This window comes from Brevibacterium sp. LE-L (assembly GCF_050214925.1).
In the GTDB taxonomy this organism is placed as follows: Bacteria; Actinomycetota; Actinomycetes; order Actinomycetales; family Brevibacteriaceae; genus Brevibacterium.
The window spans coordinates 1,440,974-1,462,386 of sequence record NZ_CP189759.1; the positions used below are offsets into that span (position 1 = coordinate 1,440,974).

Annotated in this window: 19 protein-coding genes and 1 other RNA gene; 10 read left to right on the top strand and 10 right to left on the bottom strand. The window is 65.4% G+C overall.

Going from position 1 to position 21,413, the window contains the following annotated elements; translation table 11 throughout:
• The 9 genes from ACQE2J_RS06440 to ACQE2J_RS06480 all read left to right on the top strand — a co-directional run bounded on the left by ACQE2J_RS06440 (position 1) and on the right by ACQE2J_RS06480 (position 8,275).
• Positions 1-1,230, top strand: coding sequence for a peptidoglycan DD-metalloendopeptidase family protein (locus ACQE2J_RS06440; RefSeq protein ID WP_425120446.1), 1,230 nt, complete (start codon positions 1-3; stop codon positions 1,228-1,230).
• Between the two features lie 193 nt (positions 1,231-1,423).
• Complete coding sequence (gene smpB, locus ACQE2J_RS06445) at positions 1,424-1,894, top strand: SsrA-binding protein SmpB (protein ID WP_135541470.1); 471 nt, start codon at positions 1,424-1,426, stop codon at positions 1,892-1,894.
• A gap of 201 nt (positions 1,895-2,095) precedes the next feature.
• Positions 2,096-2,472: a transfer-messenger RNA gene (ssrA, locus tag ACQE2J_RS06450) on the top strand.
• 379 nt (positions 2,473-2,851) lie between these two features.
• Positions 2,852-3,763, top strand: a complete 912-nt coding sequence (locus ACQE2J_RS06455) for an ABC transporter ATP-binding protein (protein ID WP_425120444.1) — start codon at positions 2,852-2,854, stop codon at positions 3,761-3,763.
• Entirely contained in the window at positions 3,760-4,503 is a 744-nt protein-coding gene (locus tag ACQE2J_RS06460; protein ID WP_425120443.1) for an ABC transporter permease, read from the top strand. Before ACQE2J_RS06455 ends, ACQE2J_RS06460 begins: the two co-directional genes overlap by 4 nt.
• 350 nt (positions 4,504-4,853) lie before the next feature.
• Positions 4,854-5,408, top strand: a complete 555-nt coding sequence (locus ACQE2J_RS06465) for a hypothetical protein (RefSeq protein WP_426937323.1) — start codon at positions 4,854-4,856, stop codon at positions 5,406-5,408.
• A 31-nt stretch (positions 5,409-5,439) separates the two neighbouring features.
• On the top strand, positions 5,440-6,525 hold the full coding sequence (locus ACQE2J_RS06470) for a sensor histidine kinase (protein ID WP_426937324.1): 1,086 nt from the start codon (positions 5,440-5,442) through the stop codon (positions 6,523-6,525).
• The gene (locus tag ACQE2J_RS06475; protein ID WP_135541467.1) at positions 6,522-7,163 is read left to right on the top strand and encodes a response regulator transcription factor; all 642 of its coding nucleotides are present in this window, start codon (positions 6,522-6,524) and stop codon (positions 7,161-7,163) included. The genes ACQE2J_RS06470 and ACQE2J_RS06475 overlap by 4 nt, the downstream gene beginning before the upstream one ends.
• Before the next feature lie 68 nt (positions 7,164-7,231).
• Positions 7,232-8,275 (top strand): DUF418 domain-containing protein, encoded by a 1,044-nt coding sequence (locus ACQE2J_RS06480; RefSeq protein WP_426937325.1) that lies wholly within the window; start codon positions 7,232-7,234, stop codon positions 8,273-8,275.
• Here ACQE2J_RS06480 and ACQE2J_RS06485 read toward each other — a convergent pair.
• The 4 genes from ACQE2J_RS06485 to speB all read right to left on the bottom strand — a co-directional run bounded on the left by ACQE2J_RS06485 (position 8,245) and on the right by speB (position 14,354).
• Positions 8,245-9,897 (bottom strand): thiamine pyrophosphate-binding protein, encoded by a 1,653-nt coding sequence (locus ACQE2J_RS06485; protein WP_135541463.1) that lies wholly within the window; start codon positions 9,895-9,897, stop codon positions 8,245-8,247. The two genes, ACQE2J_RS06480 and ACQE2J_RS06485, sit on opposite strands and share 31 nt — an antisense overlap.
• 323 nt (positions 9,898-10,220) lie before the next feature.
• Positions 10,221-11,663, bottom strand: coding sequence for a sodium:solute symporter (locus tag ACQE2J_RS06490; RefSeq protein ID WP_425120436.1), 1,443 nt, complete (start codon positions 11,661-11,663; stop codon positions 10,221-10,223).
• 25 nt (positions 11,664-11,688) lie between these two features.
• Entirely contained in the window at positions 11,689-13,341 is a 1,653-nt protein-coding gene (locus tag ACQE2J_RS06495; protein ID WP_135541555.1) for a thiamine pyrophosphate-binding protein, read from the bottom strand.
• A 2-nt stretch (positions 13,342-13,343) separates the two neighbouring features.
• Entirely contained in the window at positions 13,344-14,354 is a 1,011-nt protein-coding gene (gene speB / locus ACQE2J_RS06500) for an agmatinase (RefSeq protein WP_426937326.1), read from the bottom strand.
• Between the two features lie 143 nt (positions 14,355-14,497).
• Between speB and ACQE2J_RS06505 the strand changes: the two genes are divergently transcribed.
• Positions 14,498-15,919 carry a PucR family transcriptional regulator ligand-binding domain-containing protein gene (locus ACQE2J_RS06505; RefSeq protein ID WP_426937327.1) on the top strand — a complete coding sequence of 474 codons (1,422 nt, stop codon included), beginning with the start codon at positions 14,498-14,500 and terminating at the stop codon, positions 15,917-15,919.
• 44 nt (positions 15,920-15,963) lie between these two features.
• Here the strand turns inward: ACQE2J_RS06505 and ACQE2J_RS06510 are convergent, their stop codons facing one another.
• The 6 genes from ACQE2J_RS06510 to ACQE2J_RS06535 form a co-directional block, all read right to left on the bottom strand.
• Entirely contained in the window at positions 15,964-17,115 is a 1,152-nt protein-coding gene (locus tag ACQE2J_RS06510) for a histidinol-phosphate transaminase (protein WP_426937328.1), read from the bottom strand.
• Positions 17,116-17,198: 83 nt separating this feature from the next.
• On the bottom strand, positions 17,199-17,984 hold the full coding sequence (locus ACQE2J_RS06515) for a tetratricopeptide repeat protein (RefSeq protein WP_425120433.1): 786 nt from the start codon (positions 17,982-17,984) through the stop codon (positions 17,199-17,201).
• Positions 17,981-19,120: a vWA domain-containing protein gene (locus ACQE2J_RS06520; protein WP_425120432.1), complete on the bottom strand. Its 1,140-nt coding sequence runs from the start codon at positions 19,118-19,120 to the stop codon at positions 17,981-17,983. Before ACQE2J_RS06520 ends, ACQE2J_RS06515 begins: the two co-directional genes overlap by 4 nt.
• Positions 19,117-20,091, bottom strand: a complete 975-nt coding sequence (locus tag ACQE2J_RS06525; RefSeq protein WP_425120431.1) for a vWA domain-containing protein — start codon at positions 20,089-20,091, stop codon at positions 19,117-19,119. The genes ACQE2J_RS06520 and ACQE2J_RS06525 overlap by 4 nt, the downstream gene beginning before the upstream one ends.
• Positions 20,082-20,534 (bottom strand): hypothetical protein, encoded by a 453-nt coding sequence (locus ACQE2J_RS06530; protein ID WP_425120430.1) that lies wholly within the window; start codon positions 20,532-20,534, stop codon positions 20,082-20,084. The genes ACQE2J_RS06525 and ACQE2J_RS06530 overlap by 10 nt, the downstream gene beginning before the upstream one ends.
• Entirely contained in the window at positions 20,521-21,405 is an 885-nt protein-coding gene (locus tag ACQE2J_RS06535) for a DUF58 domain-containing protein (protein WP_425120429.1), read from the bottom strand. The genes ACQE2J_RS06530 and ACQE2J_RS06535 overlap by 14 nt, the downstream gene beginning before the upstream one ends.
• Positions 21,406-21,413: the final 8 nt, after the last annotated feature.

The window sequence follows — 21,413 nt, forward strand, 5'->3', positions numbered from 1 at the left end:
ATGAGACGCAGACTCGGACTCGCCCTCACCGCGGCCGCGCTTGCGCTGGTCCTACCGGTCACCTCGGCGGTGGCCGATCCGCGCGACGACAAGAGCCAGGTCGACGAACGGGTCAAGGAGCTCCAGCAGGAGTTCGAGGGTCTCGACAAGGATCTCGCCCGGGTCATCGCCGAACGCGATGCCGCGGAGGAGAAACTGCCCGACGCCGAGGCGGAATCGAAGGCCGCCGACGATGCGCTGGCCGAGGCGATCGAGAAGGACGAGGACATGGCGGCACGCCTGACCTCGGCCGAGAACGCCCAGAAGGACCTCAAGGACTCGATCAGATCGGGCACCGAGGAGATCGACAAGCACAAGACCTCGGCCGCGCGGATCGGGCGTCAGGCCTACCAGAACTCGGGCATCACCTCGGATCTGGCGATGCTGCTGCAGATGGCGGAGGGCACGAGCGCCGACGGCGGAATCGGTCGCGTGGATTCGGCGGTGCGGTCCCAGCAGCGCACGATCGACAAGCTCTCCGAACAGCGGGCGCTGAACAAGAACAACGAGGAGCGCCTGTCGGGCGTGACCGAGAAGATCTCCGACCTCAAGGACGAAGCCGCCGAGGCGGTGCTGGCCAAAGAGGCCGCGCAGATCGATGCGAAGAAGAAGGCCGACAGCCTCAACGACCTGATCTCGGCGAAGGACGATGCGGAGAAGACGATCTCCGACAACAAGGACAAGACCGAGAAGCAGCTGGCCGATGAGAAGGCCGAGCAGGACCGCTTGGCGAAGAAGGTCCGCGACTGGGAGAAGGAGCAGGAGAAGAAGGGCAAATTCGTCTTCGGTGACGGCGTCTTGGCCAACCCGGCCAAGGGATACCCGACGACCTCTCCGTTCGGCTACCGCATCCACCCGATCACAGGGGCGAAGAAGCTGCACACCGGCATGGACTTCGGCGTGCCGTGCGGGACCCCGATCCGTGCGGCCGGCGACGGCATCGTCGTCACCTCCGGCTGGACCGGCGGCTACGGCAACCGCGTCGTCATCTCCCACGGCAAGATCAAGGGCAATTCGATCGCGTCGACGTATAACCACAACACGAAGCTCAAGGTCCACGACGGGCAGAAGGTCAAGAAGGGGCAGGTCATCTCGTACTCGGGGACGACCGGCGCCTCGACCGGTTGCCACCTGCACTTCGAGATCATGAAGAACGGCGGCTACGTCGATCCCAAACCCTACATCTTCTGACCCAACTGCTACCCGACGGCGGCGCAGCAACGTGGCGCCACGTTGCTGGGCGCCCGTCGGGTAGTAATTGCGGAGGGGCAGGGGGCTTTCACGGTCGCCGTTCGGTGTGTGAGACGCGACTGCCGATGAGATAGAATGGACGGCTGTGTGCGAATGCGCACACAGAGGCGCAGAAGCAGAGAGGAGGCCGGTCATGCCGAAGGAGACAGGCAAGAAAGTCATTGCGAGGAACCGCAAGGCACGCCACGACTATCACATCGAACACACGTGGGAGGCCGGTCTCGTGCTCACCGGCACCGAGGTGAAGTCGCTGCGCGAAGGCCGGGCATCGCTGACCGACGGGTTCGCGCTCATCTTCCAGAATGAGGCCTGGCTCGAAGGTGTCTACATTCCCGAGTACACCAACGGGACGTGGACGAACCATTCGGCGAGGCGCCGCCGGAAGCTGCTGCTCCACCGTGAGGAGATCCTCAAGCTCTCGCAGAAGGTCAAGGAATCCGGTCGCACCCTGGTTCCGCTCGAGCTCTACTTCGACGGGTCACGGGTCAAGGTCGAAATCGCTCTGGCCAAGGGCAAGCGCGAGTGGGACAAGCGTCAGGCTCTGCGCGAGGCCCAGGACAAGCGCGAAGCCGAGCGTGCGATGAAAGCCAAGCAGTTCCTGTAAAGACTGAGCGGGATTGAGCCGGCGGGTTCGATTCCCGCCATCTCCACCGATCCCATCACCGAGGCGGCCCTGCCGTTGGTCGGTGAAGCTCGGGAATGCAATTGGCCCGGTGTGTGTTGTACGAGTAAGCTGGTGTTCCTGACCAACGCCAGCGACCGCCCCGGCGGGAGAATGAGCTGGTCAGGTTTGGTAACAGAATATGGGGATGATCGGTTTCGACGTTGGACACTGCGTCGGGAGAAGCGGGCCGAGAATGCAGAGTCATCTCGTTAATGTCCTCTGCAAAACAATAGGTGCTAAGTCTAACAACCGCACCGATTTCGCCCTCGCTGCCTGATAAGGCCGAGCTGCGAATCCGTCAGCCTAGAGTTGCTTCCGCTCTAGATCCTGGCGTCGCTTAGGAAGCCACTGCTTCAGATATTCGTTGAGGGTATCTGAGGGACTCTTACTCAACTCCGTTCGTTGGTCCATGTGTTCGTGCCAGGGCCAGAACCTAAGAAACTATTTCACGAACTGCGCCCGGAGAAGTCCTGACAATCTGCCGACGGACGCGGGTTCGATTCCCGCCATCTCCACGCTACAGGCCCTGGGTTCCTTGAGAATCCGGGGCCTTTCCCTTGTGTGAGCGGATCACGGTTGCCAGGCAGTTTCTGATGGATGCGTCAATCGGGTCTCTATGCTGCTGGGCATTGCAGCTGACCGATGGACAGCCGTGGAGCACTGCGGTTGGTACGTTTGTTGCAGGGCTCTCGGTATCCTGGACATGTGACGGACTGTTCGGAGATGGCCTTCGGGTCGACGTGCTCGTCATCGAGCTCGTCCTCATGCTTCTCATGCTGCACCTCGACATCGTCTTGGGCTACCGCGTGTAGCGATCAGTGCGCTGGTCATCCTGTGTGCGGGGCGGACAGCCGCCCCGCACACAGGTCCGCTTGAAAGAAAGGACTATCGAAGAATATGTCAGAATCGCTGGCGATTCGCGTCGCGAACCTCGACGTGACGATCAAGCATAAGAAGATCCTGAAAGAGCTCAACCTGAGCGTTGAGGAGGGGAGCTTCCACGGCATCATCGGTCCCAACGGTGCCGGCAAGACCACACTGTTCGACACTGTTCTCGGCTTCCGTCAGCCTACCTCCGGGAGTGTCTCCCTCCTCGGGCAGAGCCCACACCCGCGCCGCCCAGAGTTGCTGGCCCGGATCGGAGTCCAGCCGCAGAAGACCGCATTCTTCCCGAAGTCCCGGTTGCAGGAGCATTTGCAGGCTGTGGCCGACATCTACGGTGCTCCCCGCACGTCAGTCGAAGCCCTCATCGACGCCCTTGGCCTCGGTTCGGCAGCGAAGACCAAGGTGGAGGACCTCTCGGGCGGAGAGAGCCAACGGCTTGCCGTCGCCTCCGCAATCGTCCATCAGCCAGACATCGTCTTTCTCGATGAACCCACTGCAGGTTTGGACCCGGCCGCTCGGCAGAACCTCGTCCACCTTCTCCAATCGTCCGATGTCCTCGACATGACTACCCTCTACACCACCCATTATCTCGACGAGGCTGAAAGACTCTGCGACACGGTTTCGATCGTCGATGACGGGAGAATACTGCGCACCGCCAGCCCTTCCCGACTCATCGCCGAAGCAAATCTGGGAGCAACAATTTTGCTGCCTGCCGCGCTACACCAAACCGATGCTGTCAAGGGGCTCCCGGGCATTGACGCAGCTCGGGTCACCGGAGACGGGGTAGAGGTCCGCACCCCGGATACCGCCACTGCTTTCGCCTCATTGGCCGAGGCCGGTATCAACACGAGCTCAGCCCAGGTGCACAACGGCCGTCTGGAAGATGTCTACCTTCAGCTGACCGGAAAGGACTATGTCGCATGAACCGCTTCCGTGCAATGTCAAGGATGATGCTGGTCTGCGATCTCCGTGACGCACCCACGCTCATCTTCACGTTCCTCGTACCCGTTGCACTGCTGATCGCATTGGTACTCTCTTTCGGGGATATGCCATCGGCATCCGGAGGGGATTCGGTCAACGAAGTAAGCTCGAACGTTGTCGCCTTCGGCACTGCTTTCGTGGGAATTTTCGCCGGGGCCTCGCACCTAGCGCTGTGGCGGGAGAATGGGATGCTGCGTCTGTTGCGGGCCTTCCCCATTTCTACAGGGACGATTCTGCTGGCTCAAGGCATTGTGGGAGTCATGTTCGCAGTGGCCCAGGCTCTGTTACTCATTGTCATCGGCTCGACACCGTGGTTGGGCATGACTCCGCTGGCCACTGCCCCGGCTGCTCTGGTCCCCATCGTCCTGGGCTATCTGATGTTCTTCTTCCTCGGGGTCCTCATCGGCATACTCGTGCCGTCAATGGCAGGAGTTTCGATGTTGGCGGTCCTCCTCGTCATCCCTCTCGGGTTTGCAGGCGGGGCGATGATGCCGATGGAAGGGTTGCCCGACTGGCTGCAGACTCTGGCTCCCTTCACTCCCATCTACCATCTGCGGGAGGCCGTGACTATGCCGTTGGTAGATGTGGGTGCCTGGAGTGACGTTGGACTGGGTTGCCTCTATCTGATCGGAGTATCCGCGGTGCTGTTCGTTCTCGTCCGTGCTCTGATGCGTTGGAGATGACTAGATGACACTGAACTGGCTACCCCAGCCGCTCGACTGTGGCGTGCGCCCCCGCAGATGCCCTCTCGGTGAGATCACCGTGGACGAGCACATCCTTGTGAACCAGGTGGCCTCATACTGGGGTCGCCCGGTGGCGAAAAACGGGGACTGATACAAGGACAGGTGACGTCAAACAAGGCGGTGGCTCGAAACGTCTCGGTGATGACGGCGTCAGGGACCGCCACGGGGATCCCGTCGACTGCGATTCTGACCGTTCGGCCGAGCATGACCGGCCGTTCGGCCGAGGTCGCCGAGTCCCCGTTCCGGAAGTATCGATGGTGCAAAGCCATTGACATCCGGAAGGACACCTCATGAAGAAGGCCATCATCGCTCTCGTCGTCACCTGCTCCCTCATCGCCGGGGTCATCGGCGTCGCAGTCGTCGCGGAGTTCCGTGCCAAGGCCGAACTCGAATCCCAGGTCACCGCCTACCTCGATGACTGCGGTGTCGAGCCCACATCGATCGAGGTCCACGGTCGGCCCTACCTCATCTATGCCGCACAGGATCGGGCCGACCTCACCTATGTCGACACGACTCCGGCGACCGGCACGAACAAAGACCAGCTCCTCGTCCACCGCCTCGTCGACGGGGAGGCCGACCGCCTCACCCGCTTCATCACCTTCGACTACCCCTCCGAGGCCACTCCGATCAAGAACTCCGACGGGTCGTTCTCGGACTCGGTCACAATCGGCGGTACGACGGTGACGTTCTCTGCCGAGAGCGATGCCGCCGCTGTTCGGATGTTCGCCGATGGCCGCGAGGCCGGAGAAGTCAGTCTGTCGCAGTCAGCATCGGTCAGGAACGTCTCCGCCACCGATGACGGAGTCGTCGTCGAACTCGAGTACGCTTCGAGCAGCTGCCGCTGAGTCTGTGCCGATCAGACTAAACTGGGAGCCAATGAGACGACTCATCGCATGGCTGTGGCTGATCCCGGTGCCCCTGGCATTCGGGATCGATCTGCTCACCAGCACTGGGTGGCCGCTGATCGCAGGTGCCGTGCTCCCAGTGGCGGCGGTCCTGCCCATCCTCATCCGCATCCAACTGGGCCGGACGTCTGCGCGCATGCTGGGAATCGCCGTCTTCGGACTGTTCGTCGCTCTCGGCCTCGTGGCCATCGCCGCATCGATGAGCCTGACGGTGCTGTGGCTGAGCCTCGTCACCTTGACGATGCTCGGTCGTCTCGGGTCGGGGTCGGGCTCGATCGCCCTCATCGCGGTCCTCGCCGTCGCGAACATCATCGTCCCCAGTCTGCTGCCCGATGGTCTGCTCTTCGGCCTCGCCTTCACCACCGTCATCATCGTCGCGATCTCGATCGGCCTGATGCTGCGCTTCACCGACCGGTCGCTGGTCGAACGAAAGGCCACCGCCGCCGAGGCGGAACGCCGTCGCATCGCCACCGAACTCCACGATGTCATCGCCCACGAGGTGACCGGGATCGTCGTTCTTGCCCAGGCCGCCGGGCGCAGCGACAATGCGCAGCTGACCTCCACAGCACTGCAGAAGATCGAGGCCTCCGGCACCCGTGCCCTCGAGGAGATCCGACGGCTCGTCTCCGAAACGCGCACCGAGGCGGCATCGCGGACTCCGATCGCCGAGGGGCCGCAGGCGCTGCGCGACCGCGTCGAGGCTTACGGGCAACGAGCACAGATTTCGATCGATACCGGTGAGATCGACGACGAGGCTGTCTGGCCGGTGCTCGACCGTGTGCTCGTCGAATCCCTGACCAATGTGCGCCGACATGCCGGCCCCGACGCCCCGGTGGCCGTGAGCCTCACGATGAGCGACGAGGCGCCGAAGACACTGCAGATGACCGTGGCCAACGGTCCGGGCTCCGGCGGAATCGGTGCCGGCAGCGGCACGGGACTGAGCAGTCTGCGCACACGGGTGAGCCACCTCGGCGGGTCGATCGATGCCGGAGTCCACGAGGGCGGATGGATGGTCCGCACCCGGCTGCCGCTGACGACGAAGGGAGACGATGGATGATCACAGTCGCTGTGGTCGATGACCAGGAGATGGTGCGGATGGGGTTCTCCCTCATCCTCGACGCCGAGGAGACGATCAGCGTGATCGGGCAGGCCGCCGATGGTGCCGAGGCGATCGACCTCGCCCGACGCGAGACGCCCGATGTCGTCCTCCTCGACATCCGCATGCCGCGACTCGATGGGCTCGCGGCCCTGCCGAAGATCACTCCGTACTCGAAGGTCATCATGGTCACCACGTTCGATGATGATGACTACGTCGATGCCGCATTGGACGGAGGCGCCAGCGGATTCCTGCTCAAGGACGCCGGCGCCGACCTCCTCATCGCCGGCGTCAGGGCTGCGGCGAACGGCGACGCGCTCATCTCTCCTTCGCTCACCCTCGACCTGCTCAAGCGGCGCCGCTCGACTCCGACCCGACAGACCCATGCCGTCGAGAGACTGAGCGGGCGCGAGATCGAAGTGGCGAAGCTCGTCGCCGACGGGCGGACCAATCAGGAGATCTGTCAAGAACTCTATATCTCGCTCGGCACCGTCAAGACCCACCTCGGCAGCATCCAGAATCGCCTCGAGGCGCGCAACCGGGTCGAGATCGCGGCACGGATGTGGGAATCGGGAGTGATGAATCGGCCGAATGGCTGACCCCTGAGGCTGACTTTCGGCCCCACGGCCGATGCCACAGACACCGCCGAACACCGACGATGGATGTCATGAACACACAACTGACACAATCAGCCCGCCCGGCAACCCGCCGCCGAATCGTCGCCCTCGACGTCATCCGCGGCTTCGCCCTCTGCGGCATCCTCCTGGTCAACCTGCCGCCCATGCTCCAATTGGGCGCCATCGACGCCCACGGTGACCCGCTGGGCTTCTACCGGTTCTACGAGGACTTCGTGCAGAACCGCTTCTTCCCGATCTTCTCCTTCCTCTTCGGAATCGGGTTCGGGCTGATGTGGCTGACCGCCTCCGAGCGCAGTCCGCGGCCTCGGCTGGCGCTGCTCCGCCGTTTCCTTTTCCTCGCAGTCATCGGACTCCTCCATCAGTTCCTGCAGCCGGGGGAGGCCCTGCTGCCCTACGCCCTCGCCGGAATCGTCGTCCTCCTGCCCTCGACGTGGATTCCCGTCCGACTGCTCGCACCGATCACCTCGGCCCTCGGCGGCATTCTCTTGGCCGTCGGCATCTTCACCGGGGGAGGTCCCGCACTGATCCCCGGGCTCTTCCTCCTCGGCTTCGCGATCGGCTGGAGCGGATTCCTCCACTCGGTCCTCCGCCACCCCGGCCGCCTGGCTCTCGTGGGAGCCGGTGCAGTGGTCATCTCGATCATCGGGTTCGCGGTCACGGACTACGTGACCCGTCAGGCCAACCAGTGGATCAACGCTGGCCTGGGGATCGCCATGGCACTGACCTATATCGTCGTCGTCCTGCTGCTCCTGCGGACCCCCGCCGAGGTGGTGCTGCACCGAGTGCTCTCCCCGCTGGGTCGGATGGCACTGAGCAACTATGTCGGAGCCACAATCCTCATCATCGCCGTCCGCACGTTCCTGCCCGAGCTGAGCCGCTTCGACTCCCAAGGAGGCTATGTTGCAGGCCTGGTCGTCTGCCTGGGAATCCTCGCTCTGCAGGTCGTGATCTCAAGCCTGTGGCTGCGTCGCTTCGGCCAAGGCCCGCTGGAGAAGCTGTGGCGGACCGTCACATGGGGGTCTGCCGGAAGCTCGAGCCGAGCTCACGAGTTCACGCGGATGACCTCTTCCTGATAGGGAGCGATGACGGCTCCGGAGATCCGCAGGTCGAGGACGAGGAACTTCCTCTCTTCGACCGGGGCCGTCTTCCAATCGTCGATGACGTCGAGATCGGCCAGCGACCGAACCTCGACGCCGTGGCCACCAGCGGCTGTCGCCAGTGCCGCAAAATCGATCTCGTCGATGAGCATCGGGGACTTCTCGAGCCCCTTGAGCCCATAGAGGTTGACCTCGGCACCATAGGCGGCATCGTTGAAGACCACAGCCAGTCCGCGGCCTCCCGCTGAGCGAACCGCCGTATCGAGATCCGACAGGGCCATGGCGCCACCGCCATCGCCGGTGGCCAGCACGACCGTCGACTCCGGGTTCGCGCGGGCGGCACCGGCGACGCTGTGCCAGCCTAAGCCGATCGATTGGAATGCGGTCCCGACCATGGCCAGACGATCGGGCGCGCTGGGCTCCCAGAACATGTTCGCCCAGCCGAGGAAATGACCACCGTCGGAGACGATGACCCGGTCCTCGGGCAGCAGCTCTCCCAAACGAGCGGCGGCGGCGCGAGGATCGAGCCGACCATCCTCGGCGAATTCCGTGCCGGCGTCGTAGACGCGGTCAGCGGTCGTGTCGACCTCCGTCCTCCACCCCGCAGCGACGGCACCGCGGGCCTCCACTCGCGACACGAGTTCAGCTGCGGCCAGCTTCGCATCGCTGCGGATGAAACCGCTGACGCGGGAATTCGTCGCACGATCGTCCGTGTCGATCTGCCACACGGCGGTGGACGGGGCGAACAGCTCACCGAAGCGCATGGTGAACTGGTTGAGTGAGGCTCCGAAGACCACGGCGACATCGGCCTCGCGGATTCTCTCCATCGCCGCCGGGGCACCGAATCCTCCAGCCACGCCGAGGTCGAACTCGGCATCCGGGAACAGGTTGCGCCCCAAGGCCGTGGTCGTCGTCAGTGCCCCCGTGGCAGCGGCCAGCGCACCGAGTGCGTCTTCAGCCCCAGCCAACCAGGCGCCTCTACCGGCGAGGAGGACCGGGCGTTTCGCCTCGGCGAGTTCGGCGGCAAGACGATCGAGGGACAGCTGCGCGAACTCGCTCGTCGGCGCCAGGGCGGCAGCCCGACCGGGCCCGGGGACCGAGGGGATATCGCCGATGTCGAGAGTCGCCACGTCATAGGGGATCGCGAGGACGACGGGAACCCGGTAGGTCAGAGCATGCTCGATCGCGGTGACGGTCGCCGCCGCAGCATCGACTCGGCCGACGGTGTAGGTGCGCACACCCACCGCTGAGGCCATGGCGACCTGGTCGACGTCCCATGGGCGCGGCCCGGAGGTCGGCTCATCACCGACGACGAGGACGAGCGGCACCTTCGCCTGCGCCGCCTCGGCCAGGGCCGTGAGCGTGTTCGTGAACCCGGCGCCGTAGGTCGTCGTGGCCGCCGCTATCCGACCGGAGGTGCGGAAATGCGCATCGGCGGCGACGACCGCGCCGGCCTCGTGGCGGACAGCGGTGTAATGCGCCGAGGTGGAGGTGAGGAGGGCATCGAGGAAATAGGCATTGCCGTTGCCCATGAGTCCGAAGACCTCATCGATGTGCTGAGTGAGAGTGGTGGCGACATGCGCCGAGGTATGAGCCATGGAAGACCTTTCGCGGATGAGATATGGAAGAACGATCCATGTATGTCTCACACGCGGTTCTTCGCGGCTTCGTGCTCCTTTTTCGAGCACCGGCTGTCGGCATCAACCGGATCCGACGGTGAAACCGGCCTGACTTCTCGAATATAGGCGACAACCGGCTGGTCGTCCAAGTCCGCCGGCACCGCGACGTCGAAAAACGCACGGAGCGCCGAGACACACATGCACACCGGCGTTTTTCGGCGCTGCGTGCGTGTCTCGGCGCTGGGACCCCTTGGGCCCCTGGGGCGCTTGGGGCGCCGAGGGCGCCCGGGGCGCGAGCGCCCTCAGCGGTTGATGCGCTCCCTCCATGCCGTCATGATCTCCGGCGAAGTCGGCTTCGAGGCGAACGAGCCGACGAGGTAGCCGATGAGCGAGGCGATGAGCCCGAGGTAGATCGCCTCGTTGGCGTAGATGCCCATCGTGATCATGATGACGATCGTGGTCAGCGCACCGAGGATCATGCCCGCCATCACTCCGACGATCGTGCCGCGCTTGAACACGAGCCCGCCGAGGATCGGGATGAACAGGCCCGCCACCAGCAGGTTGTAGGCCACCGTCAGCGCTTCGACGACGCTGGGCATGATCATCGCGAGCACGAGGGTGACGACGCCGAGGCCGATGAGGTAGAAGCGCGAATCGCGGATCTCGTCCCCGGTCTCGCGCACGAGGGTCTTCGCGATCCCCGAATCGGGATCGACGTCCCGCTTGGCCAGCAGCGGTTCGACGATGTCCTGACGGCACACGGTGGAGGCGGCCATGAGGGAGCCCGATGCCGTCGACATCATCGCCGCCAGTGCCGCGGCGAGGACGAACCCGCCCATCAGCGGCGACATCGCGGCATCGACGACGGCGACGAAGACATCGTCCTGAACCTCGATGCCGGGCACGATCTTCGTTGCCGCCATGCCGACCAGCGCCCCGGCCAGAGCGTAGAGCAGGCAGTAGACGCCGGCGGAGAATCCACCCCACCGGGCCACACCCGGGCTGCGTGCGGTGAACACGCGCTGCCAGATGTCCTGTCCGATGAGCAGACCGAGGGTGTAGATGAGGATGTAGCCGATGATCGCCTGCCAACCGATGCCCACCGGTGAGGTGTGCGAGGCGGGCAGACTGGAGAACAGCTCACCGATTCCGCCCGACCTGCTCAGCACGATCGGCAGCATGATGAGGAAGATGCCGATGGTCTGGATGAAGAACTGGACGAAGTCGGTCAAGGTGATCGACCACATGCCGCCGAGCATCGAGTAGAGGATGACGATGCCGCCGCCGATGAGCACCGACCAGAACTTGTTGAGGTCGAACAGGGCGTGGAAGACCGTCGCATAGGCGACCGTCGACGTCGTCGAAATCATCAGCCCATAGGCGGTCATGATCGCGCCGGAGACCAGTCGCGAACCCTTCCCGTACCGCAGTTCGAGCATCTGGGAGACCGTGTAGATCTCCAGCTTCTGAATCCGTGGCGCGAACAGCAGGGAGAGGACGATGATGCCCAGTCCGATGCTGAAGACCAGCCACATTCCCGACAGTCCGGACGTGTAGCCCAGGCCCACGCCGCCGATCGTCGAGGCGCCGCCGAGGACGACCGCGGACATGGTTCCCGTGTACAGCCAACCGCCGAGGCGACGGCCGGCGACGAGGAAATCGTCCTGGTTCTTCGCCTTGAAACGACCCCAGACGCCGAACCCCACCATGGCGGCGAGATAGATGATGACGACCAATGAGTCCACTGTGACTCCTTCGATGGTGGCCGGCTCAGCAGCCGACGGTGATGTGGATGACGGTGGGCAGATCGCGCTCGATCGCCTCGGCGACGGCGGTCGGAAGCTGTTCGTCGATGACCGATTCAGCCAGCTTCACTCCGGCTCCGCCCATGGATTCGCCGAGCTTGGCGAAGTCGGGGCGGGCGAGGCGGACGGCGAACGGTTCCATGTCCCGCTCGACCATCTGTCCCTCGATCTCCGCGTACCCGCCGTTGTCGACGATGACGAAGGGGATGCCCAGGCCCAGCTCGGCCGCGGTCATGAACTCCTGGATCGAGAACATCGCCGCGCCATCGCCGAGGATGCAGGTGACCGGACGCGTGCGATCGGCGAGTTTTGCGCCGATCGCGGCAGGGATCCCGTACCCGAGGGTGGCGAATCCCGGCATGTAGAGCAGCTGGTCAGGGGTGCGCGCGGTCAGCGCGTGCACCGTCCCGTCATAGGTGACCTGCGAGGAGTCGCCGGCGATGACGACGCCCGGACCCGCACCCTCCTCGACGAGGCGGGTGACCCGAGCCCCGATCGAGGCGAAGTCGAAATCGGCACCCCAGCTCTCCCGGATCCGGGAGACTCGGTCGGCGCCGGATTCCCTCGCCGAGGTGGCCGCAGCCTCCCCGTGTCCGAGCGCGGTCAGGAGCGCGGTGAGGAACTCCGAGGCATCCGCGCAGGCGAGGATGTCTCCGGGCAGGTTCTTGTTGAGCTGGTCGGGGTCGATATCGCAGCGGATGACGGTCTGATCAGCCGCTTCATCACGGACGCCGATCGTGGTCTGAGCGCCGATGGCTCCGCCCCACAGGTCGGAGTCGGCCAATTCCGAGCCGAACACAATGAGGACATCGGCGGCAGCGGATTCGGCCTGCACACTGGGGAAGCGGACGTTCGACCCGAGTGAGAGCGGATGCTCCTCCGGCAGGATGCCCTTGCCGTTGGCCGTCGTCGCCACCGGAGCGTCGAGGGCTTCGACGAAGGCACGCACCTGAGCGTGGGCGCGCCTGGCTCCGCCACCGGCGATGACGAGCGGACGCTGGGAGGCACGGATCGCCTCGGCGGCGCGGGCGACGACATGCTCATCGAGTCCAGGACGGTGACCGGAGAAGGGCACCGGCACGTGGCCGTTCCACGCGCCCTCGAGCACATCGAGGGGAACCTCGATGTGGACGGGACCGGGCCGGGCGGAGTCGAACATCGCGAACGCCTCGGCGACGGCCTGCGCTGCGCCCTCGGCCGTGCGGGTGCGTTGGGAGGACACGAGCAGGCGGTTGAGCGCCCCCGACGAGTCTTTCGTCTCATGGAGCATCCCGACATCGGCGCGTTCGAACCCGGTGGGCACACCGGGGGAGAGGATGAGCATCGGGCGGGATTCGGCGTAGGCGGTCGCCGCCGCCGTGACGACGTTCGTCAGGCCAGGACCCGAGGTCGTGATGATGACCCCGGGTTTGCCCGAGACGAGGAAGTACCCGTCGGCACCGTAGCCGGCTCCCTGCTCGTGGCGGGGTGTCACGGCGCGGATCCCGAACTCCGGCAGGTGCCGGTAGAACTCGAGATTGTGGGTGCCGGGGATGCCGAAGATCGTATCGACACCATGGGCGGCCAGTGTCGCGACCACTGCGCGACCGCCGTTGCGGAAGTTCTGCCCCTGGTCCATCGTCACTGTCCGAGCGCTTCGCCGGCCGGGCCCGTAGGCTCGGCGAGGCCGTTGTTCTCTGCCGCCCACAGCGACAGCACTTCATAGCCGACGTGGGCGGCGGCCAGGCCCGTGATCTCGGCATGATCGTAGGCGGGAGCGACTTCGACGACCTCGGCGCCGACGACGTTGAGTCCCTGGAGTCCGCGGATCGAGTTGAGCAGCTCCCGGCTCGTCATGCCTCCGGCCTCGGGGGTGCCGGTGCCCGGTGCGGCGGCCGGATCGAGGACGTCGATGTCGACGGAGAGGTAGACGGGGGCGTCGCCGAGGCGCTTGCGCATCCGAGCGACGACGTCCTGGACGGAGGTGAACTGGTACTCGTCGCTGCGGATGATCTGGAAGCCGAGCACTTCGTCGTCCTCGAGGTCCTTCTTCCCGTAGAGGGGTCCGCGGATGCCGATGTGCATGCAGGACTCGAGGTCGAGCAGGCCCTCTTCGCTGGCACGACGGAATGGGGTGCCGTGCGTATAGGGGGCACCGAAGTACGTGTCCCAGGTGTCGAGGTGGGCATCGAAGTGGAGGACGGCGATCTTCCCGTGCGTCTTGTGCAGGGAGCGCAGATTGGGCAGGGCCAGGGTGTGGTCACCGCCGAGGGTGAGCAGTTTGGCTCCGTCGGCGCGCATCTGGTCGGCATTGGCCTCGACCGTGGTGATGGCCTCTTCGATGTCGAAGGGGTTGACGCCGAGGTCACCGCAGTCGGCGACCTGCTGCCAGGTGAAGGGATGAACGTTCGTGGCCTGGTTGTAGGGACGCAGCAGCTTCGAGGACTGACGGATGTGGGCGGGGCCGAAGCGGGCACCGGGACGGTAGCTGACACCGGCGTCGAAGGGGATGCCGATGACCTTGACGTCGATCTTCTCGCCCGGGCGCGCCGCTTCGACCTCGTCGATGCGCGGCAGCAGTCCGAAGGTCGGGGGACCGGCGTACCGGGGTGTCTTGCTGTAGTCGGCGGGGCCGAGCGGTTGAGACGTCACTGGCTTCTCCTTCGTCGTGGGGCGGATTCGACCCGGGCGGGTCGGATGCATTGTCCTCAGCCTAGGACGTGGCCCAGGCAACACCGATATCCATGGCGGAGCGTTTGAAATCGGTGCTGTCCAATGCGGATAGAATCGGAGGCATGGTCACCTTGGAACAGCTGTGGTCGCGCAGTGAACTCGCCCTCGACGTCATCGTCGATTCGCCGACCGCTGCCGTGCAGGACGTCACGATCGTTCACTCCTCGGAGCTTCCCGAAGTCGATGAATGGCTGGCCGGGGGAGAGGTTCTGCTGACGATCGGCGTCGGTCAGGATCTCGGGGCGGACACGGTCGGGGACTATGTGCGTCGGCTCAAGACCATCGGGGTGCACGCCTTGGGCATCGGGCTCGGCTCCGATCTGCCGTGGCAGGAGGTGCCGGGCTCGCTCATCGCCCACGCCGAGGCGGTCGGGCTGGCCGTCTTCGGCGTGCCCGAGCCGGTGCCCTTCGTCGCCGTCGTCGACGCCTTCACCCGTATGCGCGAAGCCGAGACCAACCGGGAGCTGACCCGAGCGAGCAGCGCCGCCCGTCGGTTCGCCAATGCCCTGGCGCATCAGGGTCCTGCCGCGCTGGTGACCGACCTGGCCGAGACCCTGGACGCTGAGGTGCGTTTCGTCTCGCCGACGGGCAGGGCTCTGACCGGTGAGGATGCGGAAGACGATGTGCGTGCGGCGCTCATCGAGGAGTACCTCACTCCGACGCTGAGTCCTCGTCTGATCCGCACCGGTTCGCGGATCATCGAGGCCGTGCCCGTGGGCAGCGATCATCCTCTCGGATGGATCCTCACCCCCGCCGAGTCGGCCGGTTCTCCGAAAACACGTGCCCTGCTGCTGTCGACCGCCGCTGCTCTGTTGGCGATGACGTTGAGCGACTTGCCGGTCCTCACCGGGTACTCACGGCTGTTCGAGTCGGAGTTGAGTGCCGAGGAGAAGCGCGCCGAATGGACGCGAGTCACGGGCGCGGCGCCGGTGGCGACGCTGGACGTGAGGTTCTTCGGCGGGGTTCGCGGTGACACGGCTGAGCATCTCATCGCCGATATCGTCGGTGCCTCCCTGCTCGCCCGCGCGGGTTCCCTCCTCGGGGTCGCGGGTGCCGGAGACCTGGGGCTCAGCGACCTCGTGACGAAGGCCGCCGAGGTGGCCGGGCTCGAACCTCTGGCAGAGAAACGGATCCCTGTGGGGCAGATCCACCACGCATGGATGCTGTGGAGGACTCAGCACGAAGCCGAGGCCTCCGAAGTCAAGGCACTGCTGTCGGCGGTCGATGAAGAAGCCGCGGACCGTTTCGTCGATCGGGTGCTCGGTGAACTCATCCGGGCGCGGGGCGGGCAGGAGCTGCTGGAGACGCTGCGGGCCTATATCGCTGCGGCCGGGGCGAAGGAGGCCGTTGCCTCAGAACTCGGAATCCACCGGCACACGGTTCGGGCTCGGATGGCGAAGGTCGAGAAGCTGCTGGGTCGCGACCTCTCCCGCGCCGAGACCGTCCAGGCGGTATCGATCGCGCTTGAACTCGCCGAACTCTGACAACCGCTGCTGCCACGGCTCGAACCGGTGCGCACGGTGGTCGGCTACACAGACTCTGGGCCAACCTCAGCAGACTCTGAGCGAACCTCAGCGAAGTGTTCGGCGCGGAATCTCTCGGCGATCTCGAGAACGCGGGCCAGCGCTTCGTCTTCGCCGATGCTGATGCGCACGCCGGCGTCGAGGTTGCGCACCGCCACGGCCTGTTCGACGCAGGCGTCTTCGAAGGCCGCGGACTTCTCGCCCAGCGGCAGCCACACATAATTCGCCTGCGCTTCGGGCACCTCCCACCCCTGCTCGCGCAGGGCGTCGGCGAAGGCGTCGCGAGTATCGGCGATCTGCGCCGCTCGGTCGAGCACGGCGTCCCAGTGGCGCAGCGATTCGAGGGCGCCGGCCTGACTCATGTCGGTCACGCCGAAGGGGATGACGGCTTTGCGCAGACCCTCGATGACCGGCGGGTGTGCCACGGCGTAGCCGACGCGCAGCCCCGCCAGACCATGGGCCTTGGAGAAGGTGCGCAGCAGCACGAGGTTCGGATAGTCCCTGACGAGGCCGAGGCCGCGCACCCGGTCGGGGACGGTGGCGAACTCCCAATAGGCTTCGTCGAGGGCGACGAGGACATGTGCGGGCACCCGATCGAGGAACGCGCGGACTTCGGCATCGCGCAGCACCGGACCCGTCGGGTTGTTCGGTGAGCAGAGGATGATGAGGCCGGTGCGATCGGTGATCGCTTCGGCCATCGCGTCGAGGTCGTGGCGGCCGTCGGCGCTCAGCGGCACTTCGCGGCGGACCGAACCGGCGAGCCCGGTCGTCTGCGGGTACATCTCGAACGACGGCCACGGATAGATCGCCTCGGTGTTCGCATCCGACGTGATCTGGGTCAGGGCGACGAGGAGTTCGGAGGCACCGGTGGTGACGACGAGTTCGTCGAGTCCTACGCCGAGGCGATCGGCCAGGCCCTCACGCAGTGCCACCGCCGCATCGTCGGGGTAGTGAGCGGGGTCCTTCGCGTGGGAGACCATGGCGTCGAGGACCTCGGGCAGCGGAGCGAGGAAGTTCTCGTTGGACGAGAGTTTGAACGGCTGCAACCCGCTGACTTCGCGGGGAGGCTTGCCTGGGATATAGGGCGGGAAGGTCTCCAGCACGGCCCGGAGGCGAGGTGTCGATGAAGCGGTGAGGGTCGAGTCTGCGGCGTTCATGGATTCATGATGTCACAGACGTCGGCCGGCGAAGCGAACGGTCCTCGCCGGTCAGCGACGAACCGGTGTGACGAGGTCGCGACTCACCACGGCTTTTCCGGTGTCGAGCGTCCGCCGTTGCCTCCGGGGCCCTGCTGGCGCTGCTGGCGGTCGGAATCCTCACCGCGCTTCTCCAGCTCCTCTCGCTTCTTCTCGCGCTCTGATCTGCCTTCGGAGTCGTCGGGCTCCTTCTCGTCCTGTTCATCGTCGTCCTCGGATGAGGAGCCATCCTCGGGTTTGTCTTTCGAGTCCTCGTCCTGTGAGTCCTGGTCCTGCGAATCGTCTTCGGTGCCGTCTTCCTTGGCCTTTTCGCTCTTCTTCTTGTCCTCGACGCGTTCCTTGGCCTGCTTGTTCTTCTGCTTCTCTTCGCTCTTGTCCGGCTGGCATTCCTCAGGGGCCTCCTCGAGCGTCTTCAGCGACCGGTCGTAGAGCTCCTGTGATTGGTCGGGGTCCTGCGAGGCGATCTGATCGGCCTGCTTCTCGTAGACGTAGGAAAGGTTGATCCGCACGGCGCATTCGGCGGAGGTCGGAGCGATCTCCAGGGCGGACTCGAGGTCGGTCTGCGCCGCGTCGAAGTCGCCGACGGCCGCCTCGGCGGTGCCTCGGTTGTAGTAGCCGATGTGGCGTTGGATCGGGCTGACGCGCAGGAACGCGGTCGCGGCCTTCTTCGCCCCGGGGAAGTCATTCGAGGTGTAGCGGACCTGGGAGGCGGAGCCGAAGTACGTGGCCATCGCGACATAGCCGAAGACCAGGGCGAAGACGGTGCCGAGGATGAGGTTGATCTTCGTGATCCGGCGCAACCGCGACCACAGGGTCACCAAGCGGTTCATCGCGGGGCTCCTGACTGTCCTGGGCCGGGCTGGTGGGGCACGCCTCCGGGACCGGGCGGGCCGCCTCGGCGAGGCCGGCGTGGAGTGATCGCTTTGAGCCGGAGATATTCGCGGAAGCCGAAGACGAACTCCACGGCGATCCAGGCGAACACGAGGATGAGGGGGATCCAGAAGTATTCGTCGACGGTGACGCGGCCGTCCTTCTTCACCAGCGCCTGGTCGTACTTCGGGGCCGTGTAGATGCTGGAGATCGCCCCCTTGCCGTCCCGGTGGTGGTAGTCGACGCCGAGGTCAGAGGCGATGCGCTTGAGGTTCGACTCATCGATCTTCGAGATGCCGGGGTTGCCGTTGCGGTCGCGCACGTAATCGCCGGCCCCACCTTCGTCTGGGGAGTCGTCGTCACTGCCGAGGCCGGGTTCGTCATCGGTGCCACCGGGCTCGCCGATGCCCGATCCGTAGCCGAAGGGTTGGGATTCGCGCATCTTCCCACCGGCTGAGGTGCCGTAGCCGAAGACGGCTCCGCTGTCGATGCGGGAGGCGAATGATGACCAGGAGTCGGGGCTCTGCGTGGTCGTCTGTTCGCCGTCGCCGAAGTAGAACACGACGTTCTTGTTCTCGGGACGGTCCTCGTCGTTCGCGCTTATCCGCTTCTCGAGTTCCTCACCCGCCTCGGTGATGGATGAGCCCTTCGAGTTCAGAGAGGCCTCCGGGGTGAGGACATCGACGGCGGAGGCGAACGCCGCATGGTCGGTCGTCAGCGGCATCACGGTCGCTGCGGTCGAGGCGAAGGTGATGATGGACAGCCGGGTGCCGGGGAACTGATCGGCCAGGGCGAGCATGTCCTTCTTCACCCCTGACAGGCGGGTCCCGTCTCCGGCGAAGTCTTCGGCGGCCATCGACGTCGTCGTGTCGACGACGAAGTAGACGTCGGCCCGCGCCTCGTATTCCTCGGTCGACGATTTGATCGGGATGCCCGGGCGGGCCAGAGCGACGGCGAGGACCGCAACGATGCCCATGCGGGCGAACCACTTCCACCGTGGGCCATCGCCGCGGATGGCGGGGATGAGGCACACGGTGAGGAGGGCGAGGACGATGAAGCCCCACCCGAACCAGGAGAACACGGGATCGAAGATCATGAGCGAGTCCTCCACGCGAGCACGAAGACTCCGGCGAGGCCGAAGACCGCGAGACCGAGCGGGATCGCCGGCATGTCATGGACGACCGTGTACGAACGGCCGGGAGTGTTCTCGGCCTCCTGGCTCTGGATCTCCTCGACGATGCGGTCGATGGTCGACGCCGACCCCATGTCGAACTGCTTGCCGCCGGTGCGATCGGACACGGAACGCAGCTCCTTCGTCTGTGTGGTCGTGAGGATCGACGGCGGGGACAGGCTGTAGACGCGCACCTTGGCCTCGACGGCGATATCGGCGGCTTCATTGAGCTCGAACAGGGGATCGCCGGCGAGCATGTTGTCGGTGGCGAAGATGATCGAGCGGGAACGATCCTCGTCCTTGCGGTCGAAGTTGTCGACGCAGCTGACCAGTCCGTCGCCGATGAGCGAGGAGCCGCCGATGTTCGGTGGGGAGGTCGACCACGAATAGTCGGTGCCTTCCGACCCCCATGTGCGGAACCCGTCCTCGGCTTCGGCGAGGAAGTTCTCCACCATGTCGTAGTCGTCGGTGAGTGGGAACGCGGAGACGGCTGTGGCGTTGAAGACGGTCATGCCGATGCGTTCGCCGTCGAAGCGGTCGACGAGTTCCTGATACGCCTCGAGCAGGTCGGCGTCGTAGCCGAGCATGGATCCGGACACGTCGAGGCAGAGCATGACGTCGCGCATCTTCTTCTCCGGATTGACCGTCTCGATCCACGCCGGTCGGGCGATTCCGGCCAGCGCAGAGACACCGGTGAGGGCGATGACGCCGAGGGACGCGACAGTCATGGTCAGGCGGGTGCGCATCGCTCGCCGGAAACTCGGCAGGCTCGTCATCCGACCGCTGTGTGCCACGGCCAACGACGAGGCGGTGGCTTTGGGGCGGCGCAAGCAGTACACGGCGACGACCGCGAGAACGAGCAGGATGAGGGCCAGCCACCAGAACATCAGGACCATCGCGCCACCAACTTCCTGGCATCGGCGATCTGTGCATCCAGGTCGGCCGGTTCGGTCTCGGCGAACTCCGCTTCGTAGAGACCGAGCAGGCAGGCTGCGAGGTCGTCGAGACCGGCGACTGCGGCATCCCGGTAGGTCAGATGTTCGGCCTTGACACCCCAGGCGTCGTGAGCGAATTCGCGGACGATCTTCGCCAGCTGCCTGGCCGCATCGCGGACGTCCGGGCGCTCCGCGTTCAGCCCGGTCTCGACGGCGGCGATGCGTGAGAGGTAGGTGCTGCGCACGGGGATCGGGACCCGCGGGCCGGATGCGCCCGTGGCGCCGGCCGCGAGCCGGAAGAGCGGGGCGAAGTAGTTGCCGAGGACGATGAGGAGCACGAGCGTCGCCGCGACATACCACGCGGGTGAGATCTGCAGCGGTCCGACGAGTTCAGCGGGGCCCACGGCGATGCCTCAGCAGAAGGGTGTGGAGTCGGCCGAGGGCCGACTTCGGGTGGTCGATCTCGGTGTGGGCGATGCCCAGCTTCGCGAGGAGGTCGCTGCGCTGTTGGCGGCGGGCCGCCTCGGCGAGGGCGAATTCCTCTCTCACCTGCGGCTTCCGCATCACCGAGGTGGGCAGCCCGTGATCGGGCCGGGCGACGTCGAACGGCGCCGAGGCGGCCGGAAGGCCCGCGAGGTCCGCGTCGGTGACCGTGATCCACAGGACCTCGTGCTGGGCACGCAGCCGACGGATCGTCGCTTCCTCCTCGGGACCCAACGGTGCCTGATCGGAGATGACGACGAGCAGCATCCGGTGACTGATATGGCTGGTGATCCACTGCAGCTGCGTGCTGATCGCCCCGGGGGAGTCGGTACCGGATTCGGCGAGGATCTGCTGCAGCAGGTGTTCGAGGTGGGCTTCGCTGCCCTTCTTGGGCGAGGCGGTGGTGCGGTCGGCGCCGCCGTGGATGAGCATGACATCGTCCCCGTGCCGCACGGCGAGGTAGCCGACCATGCCGGCCATGAGGATCGCCAGGTGACGCTTGTCGGTGCCGGCGGAGGTCACTGCGTCGAAGTTCCGGGAGGTGTCGACGACGAGGCCGAGGATGTGCCGACGGTGGGCGACATAGCGTTTGACCAGCGGTTCGGTGTGGCGGGCCGTGGCCTTCCAGTCGATGTCGCGGATCTCATCGCCGGGGATGTAGTCGCGCAGGTCGTCGAAGTCGAGGCTGTGACCGTGGAAGACAGAGGAGTAGTCGCCGTCGAGGAGGCGTCGGGTCCGCCGGTGAGCGTGGATGGTCATCCGCGCCTTGATGCGATTGAGCAGAACAGTCATGGGCGTGC